The 17,696-nt window shown below is 40.2% G+C and carries 16 protein-coding genes; 11 read left to right on the forward strand and 5 right to left on the reverse strand.

The window, feature by feature from the left end:
- Positions 1–57: 57 nt before the first annotated feature.
- The gene (locus OIZ54_RS17245; RefSeq protein WP_138579716.1) at positions 58–2,760 is read right to left on the reverse strand and encodes a TonB-dependent receptor; all 2,703 of its coding nucleotides are present in this window, start codon (positions 2,758–2,760) and stop codon (positions 58–60) included.
- A 918-nt stretch (positions 2,761–3,678) separates the two neighbouring features.
- A complete protein-coding gene (locus OIZ54_RS17250) occupies positions 3,679–4,104 on the reverse strand; it encodes a hypothetical protein (RefSeq protein ID WP_264390916.1) in 426 nt (141 codons plus the stop codon).
- A gap of 339 nt (positions 4,105–4,443) precedes the next feature.
- Here OIZ54_RS17250 and ccoN point away from each other — a divergent pair, with 339 nt between their 5' ends.
- The 11 genes from ccoN (at position 4,444) to ttcA (ending at position 14,491) form a co-directional block, all read left to right on the forward strand.
- Entirely contained in the window at positions 4,444–5,877 is a 1,434-nt protein-coding gene (gene ccoN / locus OIZ54_RS17255; protein ID WP_004588826.1) for a cytochrome-c oxidase, cbb3-type subunit I, read from the forward strand.
- Between the two features lie 12 nt (positions 5,878–5,889).
- On the forward strand, positions 5,890–6,564 hold the full coding sequence (gene ccoO / locus OIZ54_RS17260; RefSeq protein WP_004588825.1) for a cytochrome-c oxidase, cbb3-type subunit II: 675 nt from the start codon (positions 5,890–5,892) through the stop codon (positions 6,562–6,564).
- 5 nt (positions 6,565–6,569) lie between these two features.
- Positions 6,570–6,755 (forward strand): CcoQ/FixQ family Cbb3-type cytochrome c oxidase assembly chaperone, encoded by a 186-nt coding sequence (locus OIZ54_RS17265; protein WP_004588824.1) that lies wholly within the window; start codon positions 6,570–6,572, stop codon positions 6,753–6,755.
- Positions 6,752–7,786 carry a cytochrome-c oxidase, cbb3-type subunit III gene (gene ccoP, locus OIZ54_RS17270; RefSeq protein WP_024032588.1) on the forward strand — a complete coding sequence of 345 codons (1,035 nt, stop codon included), beginning with the start codon at positions 6,752–6,754 and terminating at the stop codon, positions 7,784–7,786. The genes OIZ54_RS17265 and ccoP overlap by 4 nt, the downstream gene beginning before the upstream one ends.
- Positions 7,787–7,927: 141 nt before the next feature.
- The gene (locus OIZ54_RS17275; protein ID WP_004588822.1) at positions 7,928–8,419 is read left to right on the forward strand and encodes a FixH family protein; all 492 of its coding nucleotides are present in this window, start codon (positions 7,928–7,930) and stop codon (positions 8,417–8,419) included.
- A gap of 8 nt (positions 8,420–8,427) precedes the next feature.
- A complete protein-coding gene (locus tag OIZ54_RS17280; RefSeq protein WP_264390917.1) occupies positions 8,428–10,803 on the forward strand; it encodes a heavy metal translocating P-type ATPase in 2,376 nt (791 codons plus the stop codon).
- Positions 10,800–10,967 (forward strand): cbb3-type cytochrome oxidase assembly protein CcoS, encoded by a 168-nt coding sequence (ccoS, locus tag OIZ54_RS17285; RefSeq protein ID WP_002963071.1) that lies wholly within the window; start codon positions 10,800–10,802, stop codon positions 10,965–10,967. Before OIZ54_RS17280 ends, ccoS begins: the two co-directional genes overlap by 4 nt.
- Positions 10,960–11,631 carry a sulfite exporter TauE/SafE family protein gene (locus OIZ54_RS17290; protein WP_055255344.1) on the forward strand — a complete coding sequence of 224 codons (672 nt, stop codon included), beginning with the start codon at positions 10,960–10,962 and terminating at the stop codon, positions 11,629–11,631. Before ccoS ends, OIZ54_RS17290 begins: the two co-directional genes overlap by 8 nt.
- 68 nt (positions 11,632–11,699) lie before the next feature.
- Complete coding sequence (locus OIZ54_RS17295) at positions 11,700–12,437, forward strand: FNR family transcription factor (RefSeq protein WP_264390918.1); 738 nt, start codon at positions 11,700–11,702, stop codon at positions 12,435–12,437.
- A 106-nt stretch (positions 12,438–12,543) separates the two neighbouring features.
- On the forward strand, positions 12,544–13,470 hold the full coding sequence (gene uspE / locus OIZ54_RS17300; RefSeq protein WP_024032584.1) for a universal stress protein UspE: 927 nt from the start codon (positions 12,544–12,546) through the stop codon (positions 13,468–13,470).
- A gap of 103 nt (positions 13,471–13,573) precedes the next feature.
- Positions 13,574–14,491: a tRNA 2-thiocytidine(32) synthetase TtcA gene (gene ttcA / locus OIZ54_RS17305; RefSeq protein ID WP_029774533.1), complete on the forward strand. Its 918-nt coding sequence runs from the start codon at positions 13,574–13,576 to the stop codon at positions 14,489–14,491.
- Positions 14,492–14,555: 64 nt separating this feature from the next.
- On the opposite strand, the gene OIZ54_RS17310 is transcribed toward ttcA, so the two are convergent.
- From OIZ54_RS17310 to OIZ54_RS17320, 3 genes are all read right to left on the reverse strand, one after another.
- The gene (locus OIZ54_RS17310) at positions 14,556–15,623 is read right to left on the reverse strand and encodes a hypothetical protein (RefSeq protein WP_264390919.1); all 1,068 of its coding nucleotides are present in this window, start codon (positions 15,621–15,623) and stop codon (positions 14,556–14,558) included.
- 86 nt (positions 15,624–15,709) lie between these two features.
- A complete protein-coding gene (locus tag OIZ54_RS17315) occupies positions 15,710–16,771 on the reverse strand; it encodes a hypothetical protein (protein ID WP_264390920.1) in 1,062 nt (353 codons plus the stop codon).
- Between the two features lie 465 nt (positions 16,772–17,236).
- Positions 17,237–17,635, reverse strand: coding sequence for a hypothetical protein (locus OIZ54_RS17320; RefSeq protein WP_096042570.1), 399 nt, complete (start codon positions 17,633–17,635; stop codon positions 17,237–17,239).
- Between the last annotated feature and the right edge of the window lie 61 nt (positions 17,636–17,696).

Below are 17,696 nucleotides of genomic sequence, written 5' to 3' on the forward strand. Positions count from 1 at the left end.
TTTGTTCAATAAAAAAGGCCCAGTAAACACTGAGCCTTAATACGATTAATGTGCTAATTAAAACTTAACGTTTACACCAGCAAAGAAACGACGGCCTAGTACATCGTATGTGTACGGGTCAGTGTTAGAATCGTTGTTACCTGTGTAGTAAGGAGGTTGCTTATCAAATAAGTTGTTGATACCCGCAGATAGAGACAGGCTATCATTAACTAAGAAGCTACCGCTAATATCGTGATAAACGACTGAAGGAGTCGTAGGTGCATAACAGCTGTCAGCATCATCTAAACAAGAGTAGCTATCCATACCAGCAATATAACGCGCTTGATACTGTGCATCCCAACGATCGCCTGATACATTTAGTGTTAAATTAGATTTAATATCTGCATACCCACCAGAACCTGATGTAATAAGACCCGCATAATCTACTGTCTCATCAAGTACAGTAACTACATATTCATCTAAATAAGTTGTATCTAAACCGGCTTTCCAATTTAAGCCAGCTGCTTCGAAGCTATACGCTAAGTTTAAATCGATGCCAGATGTTTCCTCTGCACCAATATTTTGTAGCTGGTTATTAAACTTAACTCGACCAGTCGCATCCATTGACACATTAGAAGATTGGCATAAAGCAGAGCTTGAATTACCAGCATTATTTAAACATTGATCAACAATGTATTGATTATCAACAGACGCAATTGCATTCTCAATTTCGATTTTGTAATAATCCAATGTCATCGAGAAGCCATCAAGCCACTGCGGCTCATAAACAATACCTGCCGTTAGTGTATCTGCTTCTTCAGGTGTTAATTGGTCATTACCACCTACAGTTACTTCTGCCTGCTCCTGAGCGCCAGGGTAACTAATTTGCTCGAAAGAAGGTGAATTACCAGAATAAAGTTCAGATACTGTTGGAGCACGGAAAGCTGTAGAAACTACACTACGCAACATTAATTCGTCATTTACTTTCCATGTAAGACCTAGTTTCCATGTTTCATCAGAACCAAAAGTACTGTAATCAAAAGCACGAATTGCAGCACTTAGCTCTACATTTTGAGCAAAAGGCGCATCTGCAAGTAATGGGATAGCAAATTCCACATAAGCTTCATTTACATCAAAACCACCTGATGTTGGTTCTACCATAGGATCATTAGCTAAGCCTTGAGCTGTAAGCGAGTCAGGCGTATACCACGCCTTTTCTTGGCGACGTTCAACACCTGCTGCAAACGCTGCATAACCAGCTGGCATTTCAAACATTTCACCTGAAACAGATGCTGCTAAGATAAATAACTGACTACCACCATTGTTTACTTCAGTGTAAACATTTTTACGGAAATCTTCAGATGTCCATGCATTTTGATCAAGTGGGTTGAAAGTCCCCTCTAAGATCTGATCTTGAATGGCACCCATATTATGAAGATTACTTAGCTTATCAACTGAATCGTTACGACCAAAGTTAGCTGATATGTCCCAAGAGTAATCACTAATGAAACCCTGAGCACCAACAACAGCTCTTACTGTATCAACTGACTGTTCAAAATAACGTGCACCTGTATCAGACATGCGACGTCCGTAAGAAATTTTATCACCGTATTGGTAGTTAGTTTCTTGCGTGACGTAATTTCCATTTGCATCTTTATCTAAGTAGCCATCGCCATCTAAGTCAACACGATTATCATAGCTTTGGCTTAGAAGTGAATCACCCATATCTTCTGTATATTCAAAATCAAACCATACTGGCTGAGGCGCCATTTGCTGCTCTGACCAACGTTTAGTATAAGTAAACTCAGCAAATAAACTTGTGTCATCAGATAGCTCATAAGTAGCAAGACCAGTTAAGTTTAAGCGCTCCATTGGCGTGTAAAGATAGCTTGAAGGAGAATAGTTGTAAGCATCTTCATTAGTGTAACGATGATAATCGCCACCACGACCAGTAACACCCGAGTCATCAATTAATGAAACACTAATATCTTTACCGCTAGCATCAACGGTGGTACCTTTTTCACCATTACCGTTCCAAATGTGACCGCCTTCGTTATATGAAGACCCTGTACAGTAAAGTCCGTTAGAGCCTTCAGCAAGTGGGCAGTTAGAAAAGCTACGATCTGCCTGCGATGCTTTACCACGGTCAGTGTACTGCATACCGATAACAATATTACCTTTATCGAATGAAGTACCTACAGTGAAGTCAACTGAATTTTCTGTAGCATCGCCTTCGCCAGTGATTGCTGTGTTAGCATTCATGTCTAGGCCTTCGAAATCATCTTTTAAAATGATATTCACAACACCAGCAACCGCATCAGTACCATAAACAGCAGATGCCCCATCTTTAAGTACTTCAACCGATTTAATCATAGAAACAGGGATAGTATTTAAATCGACAGTAGAAGCAGCGCCTGTGCCCGAGTTGATCATACGACGGCCATTTACAAGTACTAATGTACGTTGTGAACCTAAACCACGTAAATCGATAGAAGCATTACCACCCGAACCATTGTTAATACCTGGGTTGGTCATTGCACCGCCAGTAGCAGTCATCTTTTGTAATACGCTATCGATGCTTGTTGCACCCATTGCTTTAATATCGTCTGCACCAATTAATGTAACTGGACTGGCGTTTTCCATATCCGAACGCTTAATGCGAGAACCCGTTACTTGAATTTTTTCAATAGCGTTTGCGCCATCTTCGGCCGCTACTACTTGCATACTTGAGAACATTGGGATTGCTGCGATTACAGCTAAACCAAGAGTTGATTTTTTCATGAATAAACCCTACTTGTTGGAAATTTACCTTGATTGGTAATGCTCACTTTTTATAAGAATTGTGAGTCAGGGGGGCAACTTAGGCTGAGCTAACTGAACAAAAACTTAATGAAAGATCGTTATATATACAACACAAAAAAAGAATAACCAAAAAAGGTACAAAGGTTATAACTTGTTGCAGTGTTAACTAAAAAAAACAATTAAAAATCATAAATATACAACCAACAGAAAGCAATTAAAACACACCTGAAATCAAAGTTATGCAGATTGTAATCAAATGTAATTAATGGATAGATATACCCTTTTTAGAAAAATTAACATATTAATCACAGCGCATTAGTAAAACCGTAAAGCTGTAATAAAATTAATAACCATAAATATGCAGATTTACCGCTTAAATAGTCTTATTAAGCTATTTATTTAGTTTTTTTGGTAATATTTTTTGTTCAGCGAGACTTCAACGTTTGCTCGGATCGGGAGGAGTTATTTGATTTAGTAAATCATTAGAGGGTCTTAATTTGAGGGCGTTTAACTTTATTAAAATAGTTATCATTAAAGTAAGCAGGATTTACTTATTTACATGCCCAGTAATGCAAGTAATACGCTTTTACTATAAACATTACGAAGCCCCCTATTGGCGTAAGGCAATTCACTCCATAACAAGAACGAGTAAGCACACCAACTTAAAACAGATGAGAATAAAAAAAGGTTTCAGCATACAAGGCAGCAAAGAGGTTTAAATGTGTGTTAGTGCTTTAAATACAATTTTATACACCTGCTATTGCAGCTCTGCATATAAAAGGCGTACCGCTAAATAGTAATGCCTTACTATAGGAATAGCTTATTATAGTAATACCTTATTAATAGCTGACTTTTGTTATGCGCCAGCTAAAAAAATGATTGGCATGAAAAGGTTTCTTAATACGTTACGTAAAAATTATAAAAGTGAGTGATTTGCTCACCAGTTTGAACATTGCTTAAATTAAGCACCAGTTGCCATAGCATATTTTTCTCAGAGCATATGCCCACCATAGTGTCACTTTTATAAATAGTTGCTTCTTTAGTGAACTTTTGCGGAATAAAACCCATATACATAGTTATACTTTCAAGCTTAGCGTTATCTATTTTTAGGTGGGCGGGTAAATCAAGGTAAATACTAAAGGGGGTTTCGGGGGGAATGTTTTTATCACTTAACCATACTTTAACACCGGTATTATAAATACAGCGCTGATTCGTGTCGCAATTTGTTTTTAACAGTGCTTTTTGATCTTTTTGGTTGGCATTGTCACAGCCTGTTAATACAAAAAACAGCATTAAAAACAAAGATAATCTATATATATACATAACAAATCCGCGCTAAATAAAAACAAATCTTAATTAGCATGCTTTGAAATAACAATAGTCAGTGTGATGTTTGGTTAATATAGGTACAATCTGTATCAAAAAATAAACAACAAACTCACAAACTTTGATTGATGTCATAATTTTATGTAATTGACCTATCTTTTTTAGGCCAAAAAATTTATCATTTCACCCGCAAAAAATAAGGGTTTCTCGAGTTTGTTTTCTGAAGCATTCAGGCTTTGAACGTTTTAGGTAATACGCTTGGGGAAAATAGTAGGCCCCACTTTAAACGGTGGGTAATTCATTTCTAAACGCATTTATTGCAGCGGAAGCCAGAAAATGAGCCAAACAGTAGCATCACAAACTGAGTATAACTATAAAGTTGTACGCCAATTCGCTATTATGACAGTGATTTGGGGCATCGTTGGCATGAGTATTGGGGTTCTGATTGCTGCCCAATTAGCTTGGCCAGCACTTAACTTTGATACACCATGGTTAACATACTCTCGACTACGTCCGTTACACACGAACGCAGTAATTTTCGCATTTGGTACCAGTGCACTTTTTGCGACGTCTTATTACGTCGTTCAACGTACTTGTCAAACGCGCCTTTTCTCAGACAAACTCGCCGCTTTTTCTTTTTGGGGTTGGCAGCTTGTTATTGTATTAGCCGTAATTACATTACCACTGGGTATTACTAGCTCTAAAGAATATGCAGAGCTTGAGTGGCCAATCGATATTTTAATCGCGGTAGTATGGATAGTTTACGCAGTGGTATTTTTTGGTACGCTGATCAAACGTAAAGTATCGCACATCTACGTTGCTAACTGGTTTTACGCTGGCTTTATTATTACTGTTGCAGTGCTACACATTGTAAACAGCATGGCAGTGCCTGTGTCGTTAACTAAATCATACTCAATCTACGCAGGTGCGGTAGATGCAATGGTTCAGTGGTGGTACGGTCACAACGCTGTAGGTTTCCTACTAACGGCTGGTTTCTTAGGTATGATGTACTACTTTGTACCAAAGCAAGCAGGTCGCCCAGTTTACTCTTACCGTTTATCGGTAGTTCACTTTTGGGCACTTATTTCACTTTACATTTGGGCAGGTCCTCACCACCTTCACTACACTGCGCTTCCTGATTGGACGCAAAGTTTAGGTATGGTTATGTCTATTATCCTATTTGTACCGTCTTGGGGTGGTATGATTAACGGTATAATGACGCTTTCTGGCGCTTGGCATAAGCTACGTACCGACCCAGTACTGCGTTTCTTAGTTGTTTCATTGTCTTTCTACGGTATGTCTACGTTTGAAGGCCCAATGATGGCAATTAAATCTGTAAATGCATTATCTCACTACACAGATTGGACTATCGGCCACGTACACTCAGGTGCACTAGGTTGGGTTGCGATGATTTCAATTGGTGCTATTTACCACCTTATTCCTGCGTTATTCGCACAAGGTCGTATGTACAGCGTTAAATTGGTTAACACGCACTTTTGGTTACACACGGTAGGTGTTGTACTTTACATTGTTGCAATGTGGATCTCAGGTGTTATGCAAGGTCTAATGTGGCGCGCAGTTAACTCTGACGGTACACTAATGTACAGCTTTGTTCAGTCTTTAGAAGCATCACATCCTTTCTATATTATGCGCTTTGTAGGCGGTGTATTCATCGTTACAGGTATGTTAGTTATGGCTTACAACGTTCTGCGTACAATTTCAGCTGAGAAAGAATCACTGAAGTTAGACGCGCAAGCACAATTAGCATAACGGAGTGAGATGATGAGCAATAAAAATTCACAAAACAAACATGAAATAGTAGAAAAGAACGTTGGCCTAATGGCTATTCTGACTGTTTTTGCTATTAGTTTTGGTGCATTAGTTGAAATTACTCCGCTAATGTTCCAAGACGATACAACAAAACCTGTAGAAGGTTTGCGCCCACTTAACGCGCTTGAAATGGAAGGTCGTGACATTTATGTACGTGAAGGTTGTTATAACTGTCACTCACAAATGATTCGTCCTTTTCGTGATGAAGTTGAGCGTTACGGTCACTACTCTGTAGCGGGCGAATCAGTATGGGATCACCCTTTCCAATGGGGTTCTAAACGTACTGGTCCTGACCTTGCACGTGTAGGTAACCGTTACTCGGACGATTGGCATTATGCACACTTAGTTGACCCACGCGCCGTGGTTCCTGAGTCGAACATGCCAGGTTTTCCTTGGTTAGCAGAGACTAAGGTTGATACCAGCCTGACTCTGAAAAAACTACAAATTTTCCGTGATACTTTTGCTATTAACCCAGAAAACCCTAAACACCCGGGTTTAGGTTATGGCAGCGACGAAGAGCTACAAGCAGATGTTGATAAAGTTAACGCTATGAATAACGGCGAAGGCGCAACAGAAATGCAAGCCCTAATCGCGTATTTACAGCAACTTGGCACCCACTTGAAGTAATTATTATGGATTACGGAACATACAGAGGCATTTTGACTCTGGTAATTTTAGTATTGTTTATTGTGATTGTTGTATGGGCATACAGCAAGCGTAGCAAAAATCGTTTTGATGACGCTGCTAATGCCATTTTCGAAGATGAAAAAAAACATAACAACACACTCTCTAACGAGGAAAAGGAGTCTGAAAAATGACTAGCTTTTGGAGTATTTGGGTTATTGTATTAACCCTAGCCTGCTTAATTATCATTTTTAGCTTATTAGTTTGGAACCTTAAAAACTATGCTGGCGTAAAAGAAGGTGAAGACTGCGGACATGAATATGACGGCATTACCGAACTAAATAATCCACTACCAAAATGGTGGACGTACATGTTCTTCGCAACATTTATTTGGTCGGTATATTACTTAGCAGCTTATCCAGGTTTAGGTAACTGGGAAGGCTTAGGTAAATGGACAAGCTCTAACCAAGGTATCACCTCTTTAGCTGAATCTAAAGAAGCCTCGGCTAAAGCAAAAGAAGAAGGCCGCTATGTAAAGCTTGATAAAGAATACGAAGCAGCACAAGAGCGCTTTGGTCCTATTTTTAACAAGCTTGCACAAGTACCAGTATTAGATTTAGTTAACTCTAAATTTGAAGGTGATGCAGCGCAGCAAGTAGCCCTTGAAAATGGCGAAAAGCATGAACAAACAGACGGCCAGTTAGCACTTGAAATTGGTCAGCGTTTATTCTCGCAAAACTGTGCGCAATGTCATGGTTCAGATGCACGTGGTGCAACTGGCTTCCCTAACCTAACTGATAAAGATTGGTTATACGGTGGCTCACCAGACAAAATTAAGGAAACGCTTCTTTATGGTCGTGTAGCCGCAATGCCTTCTTGGAGTGCAGCACTTGGTGAGCAAGGCGTTAAAGAAATGACAGCGCACGTACTTAGCTTGTCTGGTCGTACTGTTAACCAAAAAGATGCCGCTGCGGGTGCCGCTAAGTTTGCGATGTGTGCCGCGTGTCACGGTGCAGATGGTAAAGGCTCTGTTGCACATAACTTACCGTTTGGTGCACCAAATCTTACAGATAACATTTGGTTATACGGTGGCTCTCAACGCGCTGTTGAAGAAACCCTTAACCATGGCCGCGCCGGTGTAATGCCAGCATGGAAAGACATTTTAGGTGAAGATAAAATTCACCTGTTAACTGCCTATGTTTACAGTTTATCGCAAGATAAATAAACACCGAGTTAACTATTAATTAATCTTTTTATTTCAACAGATTAATCCAGATCAAAAAAGCCTCCAGTCGGAGGCTTTTTTTTAGTCTTTTACAAATATTTGCTATAAAATAGCCCTACCTAAACTAATTTTAGAGCAACTATGCAACCTACTCCGTGGTATAAAAATTTTTGGCCTTGGTTTTTAATCTTTTTTCCGCTAGCGGCCATTATTGGGTGCATAACCTTAATTATTACTGCTGTGGGCAACGGCCCAGATATGGTGGTTGATGATTACTATAAAAAAGGCAAAGCAATAAACTTAGAACTTACTAAGTTTGAAAAAGCCAAAGCACTGTTTTTACATGGCAAGCTTAATGTTACAAACGAACGTGCCAGTTTTGCCTTTACCAAAGGCGATTATAGTAACGTACACGCTTTAAAGCTGTCTTTTTATCATCGCACCATCAAAGCGCATGACTTTGAAGCAACGCTTACCCCTAATGCAAATAAAGAATTTACTGCCCTTTTAGATAACTACACACCAGGTGCTTACTCTGTATTTATAGAGCCGGTGGATGGTAGTTGGAAGTTAAAAGAAAACATTACTCTTCCTACCGAGCAGCCTTTGTTAGTTACCCCAAATTATAAGTAGCCACCACTATGAGCGTTTCTTGCTTTCATTGCCTTGAAAGTGTGCCAAATGGATTTCGCGCAACCGTAACAATAGATAACACGCCACAGCCTATGTGCTGTATTGGCTGCCAAGCAGTTGCGCAAAACATTGTTGACCAAGGCATGACCGACTATTACAAATACCGCACCGTACGCGCTGGTAAAGTAGAGCAGTTAGTCCCTGAGCAACTCGCGTTTATTAAAAGCTACGACAACGAAGACATACAAGATGAGTTTATAGCCACAACCGATAACTTATCCCAAGTACTTTTAAGTGTTGAAGGCATTACCTGCGCCGCGTGTGCATGGCTTATCGAAAAGCAATTACTTAGCTTAAAAACGGTAAAGCGCGTTGATGTTAATACCTCAACTAACCGTGCCATGATCCAATGGGATAAAACCCAAACCCCTCTGAGCGAAATTATTACTTCCTTAGCCAAAATTGGCTATAAAGCTTACCCGTTTCAAGCCGATGACGAAGCCCAACAAAAGCAACAAACAGCAAAAGCCTATATACGCCGCTTAGGTGTTGCAGGGCTGATGACCATGCAAGTGATGATGTTTGCCTTTGCCATGTACTTTGGCATGTTCTCGGGTATGGATAATAACTTTGAGCAATACTTTAGGTGGATAAGCCTAGTGCTTGCCTCCCCCGTTATTTTATACAGCGCATTACCCTTTTTAACTAACGCTATTAATGGCTTAAAAGCAAAACAGTTAAATATGGACTTACCCGTTTCGCTGGCTATTTTTGGGGCTTATAGTGCCAGCTGTTATGCCACATTTATGCAAGTAGGCGAAGTGTATTTTGAATCGGTATGTATGTTTACCTTTTTATTATTATTAGGTAAATACCTTGAGTTTAGAGCCCGATTAAAAGCCAGCGAGTTTACCGCCAACTTACAAAAGCTGCTACCTTTAACCGCCCGCACCCTTGATGATAGCGGCCAAGAGCATATTATTGCTGCAAAAAAACTTAAGCTTAATGATGTTGTACTCATCAAAGCTGGCGAAACTATCCCCGCTGACGGAGAGCTTATCAAGGGACAAACAAGCGTTGATGAATCGATGATGACCGGTGAGCATCAGCCCGTTAATAAGTTTATTGGCTATAATGTGTATGCCGGGTGTGTTAATCACGATGGCGTAATAGAAATAAAAATAAATAAAATTGGCCAAAACACCCTACTAAACCAAATTATACACTTACAACACACAGCGCTTACCAAGCGCCCTAAACTGGTAGAAATTACCGATAAAGTTGCCCAGTGGTTTATTGCCTGCTTGCTAGTTTTTGCCTCTATAACGGCCATTGGCTGGTACCAAATTGACCCAGAGCACGCGTTTTGGATCACTATTTCTGTATTGGTTGCCACTTGCCCTTGCGCGCTTAGCCTTGCTATACCTACCGCATTAACATGCGCTGTAGCCACGCTCACCCGCAAAGGGGTGCTAATTAAACAAGCGCATGTGCTCGAAACCCTCTCGCAATTAACGCTGTTTGCCTTTGATAAAACAGGCACCCTCACACAGGGTAAATTTAGCTTAGATGCCATTGATATACTCGATGACACAATCTCTAAAGAGCAAGCGCTTAATATTGCAGCCCAGTTAGAGCGTTATTCTGAGCACCCCATAGCCAGCGCATTTAATAAATACGCCACCACCGAGCTTGCCCTTACAAACATTACTGTACACCCAGGTATGGGCATTAGTGCACAAAGCGCAGATGATCATTACGCTATTGGTAAAAGCGGCTGGTTTGACAGTAAAAAAACAAATGCCCAAGCAAGCCTATTTATAAATAAACGCGTAGTTGCTCGTTTTTACTTTATAGATAAAGTAAAACCCGGTGCCAGTGAGCTTATAAGTACCTTACAAGCACAAAACTTGAGCTGTCATATGCTCACAGGCGATGCATCAGACGCCGGACAAAAAATAGCAAAACAGTTAAAGCTCAACAGCAGCCAAAGCGCCCTGTCGCCTAAAGATAAACAAACCGCCGTGGAGCAATGGTCATCACAAAACGAAGTGGTTGCCATGGTAGGCGATGGCATTAACGACAGCCCAGTATTTGCCAGTGCCCATTTATCCATTGCAATGGAAACCGGTGCCGACATTTCTAAAAACAGTGCCGATGTAGTGCTGTTAAACAGTGATTTAGCCTCAATTGCGCACCTACTCAATGTTGCTAAGCAAACTAGACGAATCATTAAGCAAAACCTAACGCTATCTTTGTTGTATAATGCTTCTATTTTACCGCTTGCAGCGCTTGGGCTTGTTGCCCCGTGGATGGCCGTTATTGGTATGTCTGCCAGCTCAATTATTGTGATTAGTAATTCACTAAGGCTTTTAAAGTTATGAGCATAATTTATATTTTAATCCCGATTGCCATATTATTTGTGATTATTGCCATTGGCGTGTTTTTTTGGGCCGTTAAAAGCGAGCAATTCTCTGATTTAAACAAACAAGGTCATAGTATTTTGTTTGAAGATGATAAAGAACAGCACAACAAAAGTAATGATTGACCCACTTTACACCAGCGCCTTTTTAATGGGCTTAATTGGTAGCGGGCATTGCCTTGCCATGTGCGGTGGTATTGCCAGCTCATTGCAATTGGCCAGTAACAAGCGCCAATCTGTTATTTATTCATTTGCTTATAACCTTGGCCGAGCGTGTAGTTACATGCTGGCTGGCGCACTCGTTGCAGGTATAAGTAGCCAATTTGCAAAGCAAAATACGTTTTTTTCTGTAACTCTTTCATTCATTGCGGCTATTTTTATGCTGCTGGTAGGCGTGTATATAATGCGCTTAGGCCCCACTTTGCAATGGCTTGAAAAAATAGGCAAAACACTTATTTGGCAGCATATTGTTAAGCTTAATAAATATTTAATGCCAGTAGATTCAACAGCTAAAGCATTGGGTTACGGCGCGTTGTGGGGGTGGCTACCCTGTGGTTTGGTTTATTCAGCGCTCACATGGGCAATGACCAGCCCTAGTGCATTTGATGGTGCCCTAGTGATGCTTTGCTTTGCGCTTGGCACCTTTCCGGCCATGATCACCTTAGGCCTGGCCGCCCAAAAACTTAATAGTGTTATTAACCACCCATGGACGCGAATTGTGTTAGGCAGTATTATAATTTGGTATGGTATGTACCTGTTGATCATTGCCATCGACAAACTAGTACATTAATCGTCAGCTGTATTAAGCCACTCGGTTTATTTTCACTGCTGTGTATAAAAATTAAAACGGATTAAATTATGGATTTCTCTCAAAAACGCGCTAAAAGTAATTGTGCAATTAGCTGTAACAACTGCAGCATCAGCCAATTGTGTTTGCCGTTTTCGTTAAATGGCCAAGAAATGGATAAACTTGACGAAATCATTGAACGCAAAAAGCCCCTGCACAAAGGCGACTACTTGTTTGAATCCGGTGCTGCGCTTAATGCAATTTATGCAGTACGCTCAGGCTCATTTAAATCGTACACATTGTCTGAACAAGGTGATGAGCAAATTACCGGTTTTCACTTAGCCGGCGATTTAGTCGGCTTTGATGCTATTAGTAAAATGGCTCATCAGAGCTTTTCGCAAGCACTAGAAACATCAATGGTATGCGAAATCCCGTTTGATACACTCGATGAGTTAGCAGGTAAATTACCCAAACTTCGCCAACAAATTATGCGTTTAATGAGTAGCGAAATTACCTACGATCAAGAAATGCTGCTACTTCTTAATAAAAAATCGGCAGAAGAACGCCTAGCGAGCTTTATTTATAACCTTTCGGAGCGCTTTGGCGAGCGCGGATTCTCGCGTAAAGAGTTTAGATTTACCATGACACGTGGTGAAATAGGTAACTACTTAGGGCTAACCGTTGAAACCATCAGCCGCTTATTAAGTCGTTTTCAAAAAGCGGACTTAATAAAGGTAGAAGGTAAATTTATTACTATTTTAGACAGCGACGCACTCGCCAAAACGGCAGCAATAATTAAGCCTTGCTAAACTAACAGGTGTTGTAACTTTGATTTAGAACAACAATTTGTGTGCTACCCCTTTAACTGCTGTGTATTTACGTTACACTGAAAGTAAGTTAAAAAGGGAGTAGCATATGAACACTATTAAACGTATTTTAGCCGTTATTGATCCCACTAAGGATGACCATCACGGTTTAGCTCGCTCGATTGATTTAGCCAAAAAGTCAGGCGCCAGTATTACCGCCTTTATGACTGTTTACGACTTTTCTTACGAAATGACCACTATGCTGTCGTTTGAAGAGCGCGAAGCAATGCGAAAAGCCGTTATAAACGATAGAGAATTATGGCTTAAGGATATAATTTCTACCTACCCAGATGTAAATATCACCACCCAAGTGGTCTGGCATAACCGCCCTTTTGAAGCCATTATTAATACCGTTATTGAACAAGAATACGATTTAGTGGTTAAAAGTACCCATCAGCATGGTGCGCTAAAATCGGTTATTTTTACCCCTACCGACTGGCACTTAGTACGTAAATGTCCCACACCTGTGTTATTTGTAAAAGAAATGGCCTGGCCTGAGCAAGGTAATATTTTAGCCGCAGTCAATGCGGTTAGTGAAAACGATGAGCATGTAGCCCTTAATAAACGCATTATTAAAGATGCACAATTTTTATGTGAACTTGCCAACGCTAAACTTAATTTAGTTAATGCCTACCCTGCTACACCCATTAATATTGCCATAGAGATACCTGAATTTAACCCAGGCCTTTATAACGAATCTGTAAAAAAGCACCACATAGAATCTACCAACGAGCTTGCTAAAACCTTTAGTTTAACTAATGAGCAATGCTTTATAGAAGAAGGCCTACCGGAGGATGTGATCCCCGATGTAGCAAACCGCTTAAATAGCGAACTGGTGGTGATTGGCACCGTAGGGCGTACGGGGCTAAGTGCCGCATTGGTTGGCAACACTGCCGAGCACGTAATTGATAGCCTAGATTGCGATGTCTTGGCATTAAAACCTGATGGCTATGTAAGCCCGCTTGCCAAAAGTTAAACAAAGCCTTAACTAGCGCTTTAATACCCATAGTACTTGGGTATATAATACGCCCCTTTATTTTCAGCAAATAATTTGCCGCATTGTTTTATAAGGGGGCGTAGTGTCTCACTCAGCTCAAGCCAAAGCTCAATACAACTTAAATAAGCTACAAAAGCGTTTACGCCGTCTTACTGGCCAAGCCGTCATGGACTTTAACATGATAGAAGAAGGCGACCGTATAATGGTATGCCTATCGGGTGGTAAAGACAGTTACACCATGCTTGATATGCTTAAACATTTAAAGCGTGTGGCGCCTATTAAATTTGATTTATTTGTTGTTAATCTCGATCAAAAACAACCTGGGTTTCCTGAACACGTTTTACCTGAGTACCTTGATAAACAAGATATTGAATACAAAATTGTAGAAGAAGACACCTACAGCATTGTTACCGATATAATTCCTGAGGGCAAAACCACGTGTTCGCTTTGCTCACGCCTACGTCGTGGTATTTTGTACCGTACAGCCAAAGAAATGGGCGCAACTAAAATTGCCCTTGGCCATCACCGCGACGACATGATCGAAACACTCTTTTTAAACATGTTTTACGGCGGTAAGCTTAAAAGCATGCCGGCTAAATTAATGAGCGATAACGGCGAGCATATGGTTATTCGTCCGCTCGCTTATTGTAAAGAAGCCGATATAAGTAAATACGCATTTAGCCAAGGCTACCCTATTATTCCGTGTAACTTATGTGGCTCACAAGAAAACCTGCAACGTAAACACACTAAAAACATGCTAGCGCAGTGGAATAAAGACCACCCTGGGCGTATTGAGAGTATTTTTACTGCAATGCAAAATGTGGTGCCTTCGCATTTAGCCGATACAGAACTATTTGACTTTGAAAACCTAAAAACCGGCGACGTTATTGATGGCGGCGATATAGCACTCGATAAACCAGATATACCTAACGCGCCTGTAAGCGATGAAGATGAAAACCAACAGCAACAAGCTGATGTGGTTACTATTAACCTAAGCTAAGCTAACGGTTTTAAAAATACAGTTAAGGGGCTACGCGCCCCTTTTTTTATACTCATTAATCCCGCTAAGCGCCTTTATCAGCTAACCCTTTTAAAAACTCTAAACTCATTCGTTCTTGCTCGTTTGCTTGATAAGGCAACTGTTGCAAACTATCGTAGGCAAAATCTGTAATTTCAAACTCAGTAATGTCACTACTACCAAAACTATTACGCTCACCTGGGCTTGGCGACATGCGCTCTATCACAAAGTCACTTAAACGCATGTTAACCACCCCTTGTGGTAATACCGACCAATGCGCCTTTAAATCCACCGTTTGACTGCCTTGTGAAAGTTTCTTTTTAGTCACCAAATGTGCAAGTGGGGTCGTATCACTGTATAAATTAGCTCTAATTCTATATAAGCCGCTTTTAAGCACCTTTAAATGGGCTGTGGCTATCATGTTTTCGTTTTGTGCATAGGCATTATCAAAATCAATAAGCGTCGCACTGGGTGGCATATACTGTATTTGCGCAACTGCAGGTACCTTTTTACCTGCAACATTTGCCTCTACAAATAGCTGTAAATTTCGCGGGTAGTCTTCACTGGCTTTAAAGCGCACCGTGGCTTCACCCTGCTGAGCTGTGGTGGTTTTTGAACTGATTGACGCTTTGGTATCGGTATTGCTTAGCGCTACATTTACCTCTGCTAAGTTTTGCGCAGCAATATTAATGGTTATTTCTTGCGGGTATACAAACCGATATTTATCTAAACTAACAACGAGGGCATTACCCGCATCGTCAATGGGGCTTGTAACTGGGTAAAACTGATTGGGCTTTAAACGGTCTTCATCAAGTGCGCTTAAGGGCTGTGAATAAGGTGGGTATTTGAGTGCGCTTTGGTATTGCATTGCCACATGCTCAGCAGCACTGGCCAAGTGCTGATCATAATGTATTTTGGGTGGGCTTTTTGCCTGTTTTTGTTTTGGCACATCAATGGTTATTACGGTGTTTTTATCTGGGCTTGCTGGATCTGTCTTGTTTTTTATTGCCAGCGCAGCGGGAGGCTCAAGCGTTTTAACTTCATTTTTATTTGTAAACCACAGTAAAAACATCGCAATACTGACTACAGCGGCACCAATGTAAAACTTTTTCATGTTGCATCAATCCTTTAAAAGCGTGCAGCAAATAACTACACGCTCTAGCGTTTAATACCTAACGCGTTTATAAATTTAGGTACTTATTAAGGGATCACGTTATAAATAAGTGCCGAGGCGCTTTGCGTGTTTGAATCCTTAATGTAGCGGTAGTGCTTTTTCCAAAACCAAGTACCCGTTGTTTTATCAAATGTGTTAAAGCCAACATTTTGACCATCTACATTTATATTGTTCATGGCAATTGTGACATTCCCTTTGCGCTGCGCATTATGGATCTCGTTGTGGCTGTAACTGTCGCTCATCATCATTGGATAATGGTGAGGCATAAAGCTATTAACGGCATCGCCTTGTGATTTTAACTGGCCATTAGTATCAATACTGCTACTACAACTACCAAACGATTTAGCCGCGCTTGCTCCACACGATGAATGCGATGCCACCACCGAATCATCATTACCTTTTAAAAACCCGCCCGTTAAACCTAGGTACTCATTACCATCGGCTACAAAACGTAAACGCGGCGTACGCGCATATGGAAACGGCGAAATTTTGCGTGCGTTATTTACTTTTAAATCGTGTAATACGCCCACCGCTTCTGTCACATCGCTGCCTAACCACCATTTGAGTGCAGCATCCACTGCAAAGTTCCATGCTGCGCCAGTTAAAGCACTTACAGCAATATCGGCAAGCTCGCTGCCGCCCCCTGCTCCCGCTAAATCAAAGGTCGCTACAATATTAAGTGGTGTAAGGCCTGCATTTTCAAGCCAATTAGCTTGGTTATCAATAATATGGCGAGCAACTAAATCGCCTGTTGAATGCGTCACTAACACACAGCCATCAGCACATAAGTTAGAACGCGATATTTGCTTTAATTTAGGCCATACCCAATCGGTCGCAATTTTACCTTCAATGCGCTCATAGGCAGGCCAATCAATACGTTCATCAGCACGGTTATTCCAATAGGTTTGCCAATAGGTTTCACCGTCGTGTATTACATCGCTGCCCGACTTATTGGTTATTTGCGATATCTGCAAGCCGTGGATCAGTATAATTTTGTGATCTTTACTCAGTGCAGAAAAGCTCATTAAAAACGCAGCGCTGGCAAAAAGTAGATATTTAAGTGTGTGTGTTCGTTTAGAGTTGTTCATATAAATCCTTAATGTGTTCAGTGTTTTATTTTTATGCCTATGTACTTAAGGTATTCATTTACACATGTGCAGGCGCACATGCATTGACCAGTATTAGGAACAACGCTCAAAAATGCAACAATTTATTATCATTTAAATTCTGTTAAATCTATATTGACTGTATATTCAATTACTTAAATTTAAATAATTGCAATATTTAGGACTGTAACGATTCTATAATAATAGAATTACCATCTATTTTTAACACTTTGGTGAATGAATTAATGTATACTTAAATATTTTTTCTTTTTTAAAATGACTAATATTTACTAGTAATCTAAGTCACGAATAAATCTACTCTTTTAAGAGAAGCTTATATTAATAAAAGCTATCTAAATTGTATTTTGAAGGAAATATCGAAGTGGAAATGCTAAGTTGAGAGATCAAGCAGAACACTTGATCTAAGATGATAATTCTTAAGCTGAACTAAAAATATAGGCTTTCTATTGTTTCACCACCGATTTTAATATCACACTTATCGCCAGACTTTGAGTTTGATGACTGAATTGCACCAGCCACTGCACCAAAAACCCCTCCTTTGCTACTCAAAACTGAGCCAAAGTAACAATAACTAGAAATATGTACATCTTGATAGTCACTTGCTAAGTTTAGTGTAGGAGTATATGGGGGAAAGCGCCCTTTCAATAAAGGATCTCCATTTACAGTAAGTTGTAATTCGTTGCGATTCTCATCATACTGACCACCAAACACATAAGTTTGTCCTTGATATGCAATAGTTTTTTCTTGTGCTTGAATCGGCGGTGTTGACCCACAACCAGCTAGAGCAAGTACGGGTAAAACACTGATAATAATTTTTTTTAGCATAACTGAATAAATTTCCATATAAATTAAATGAGCGAAAAATATACCCTAATGAATATTAACT

This window comes from Pseudoalteromonas sp. A3 (genome assembly GCF_025942345.1).
Lineage (GTDB): Bacteria > Pseudomonadota > Gammaproteobacteria > Enterobacterales > Alteromonadaceae > Pseudoalteromonas > Pseudoalteromonas atlantica.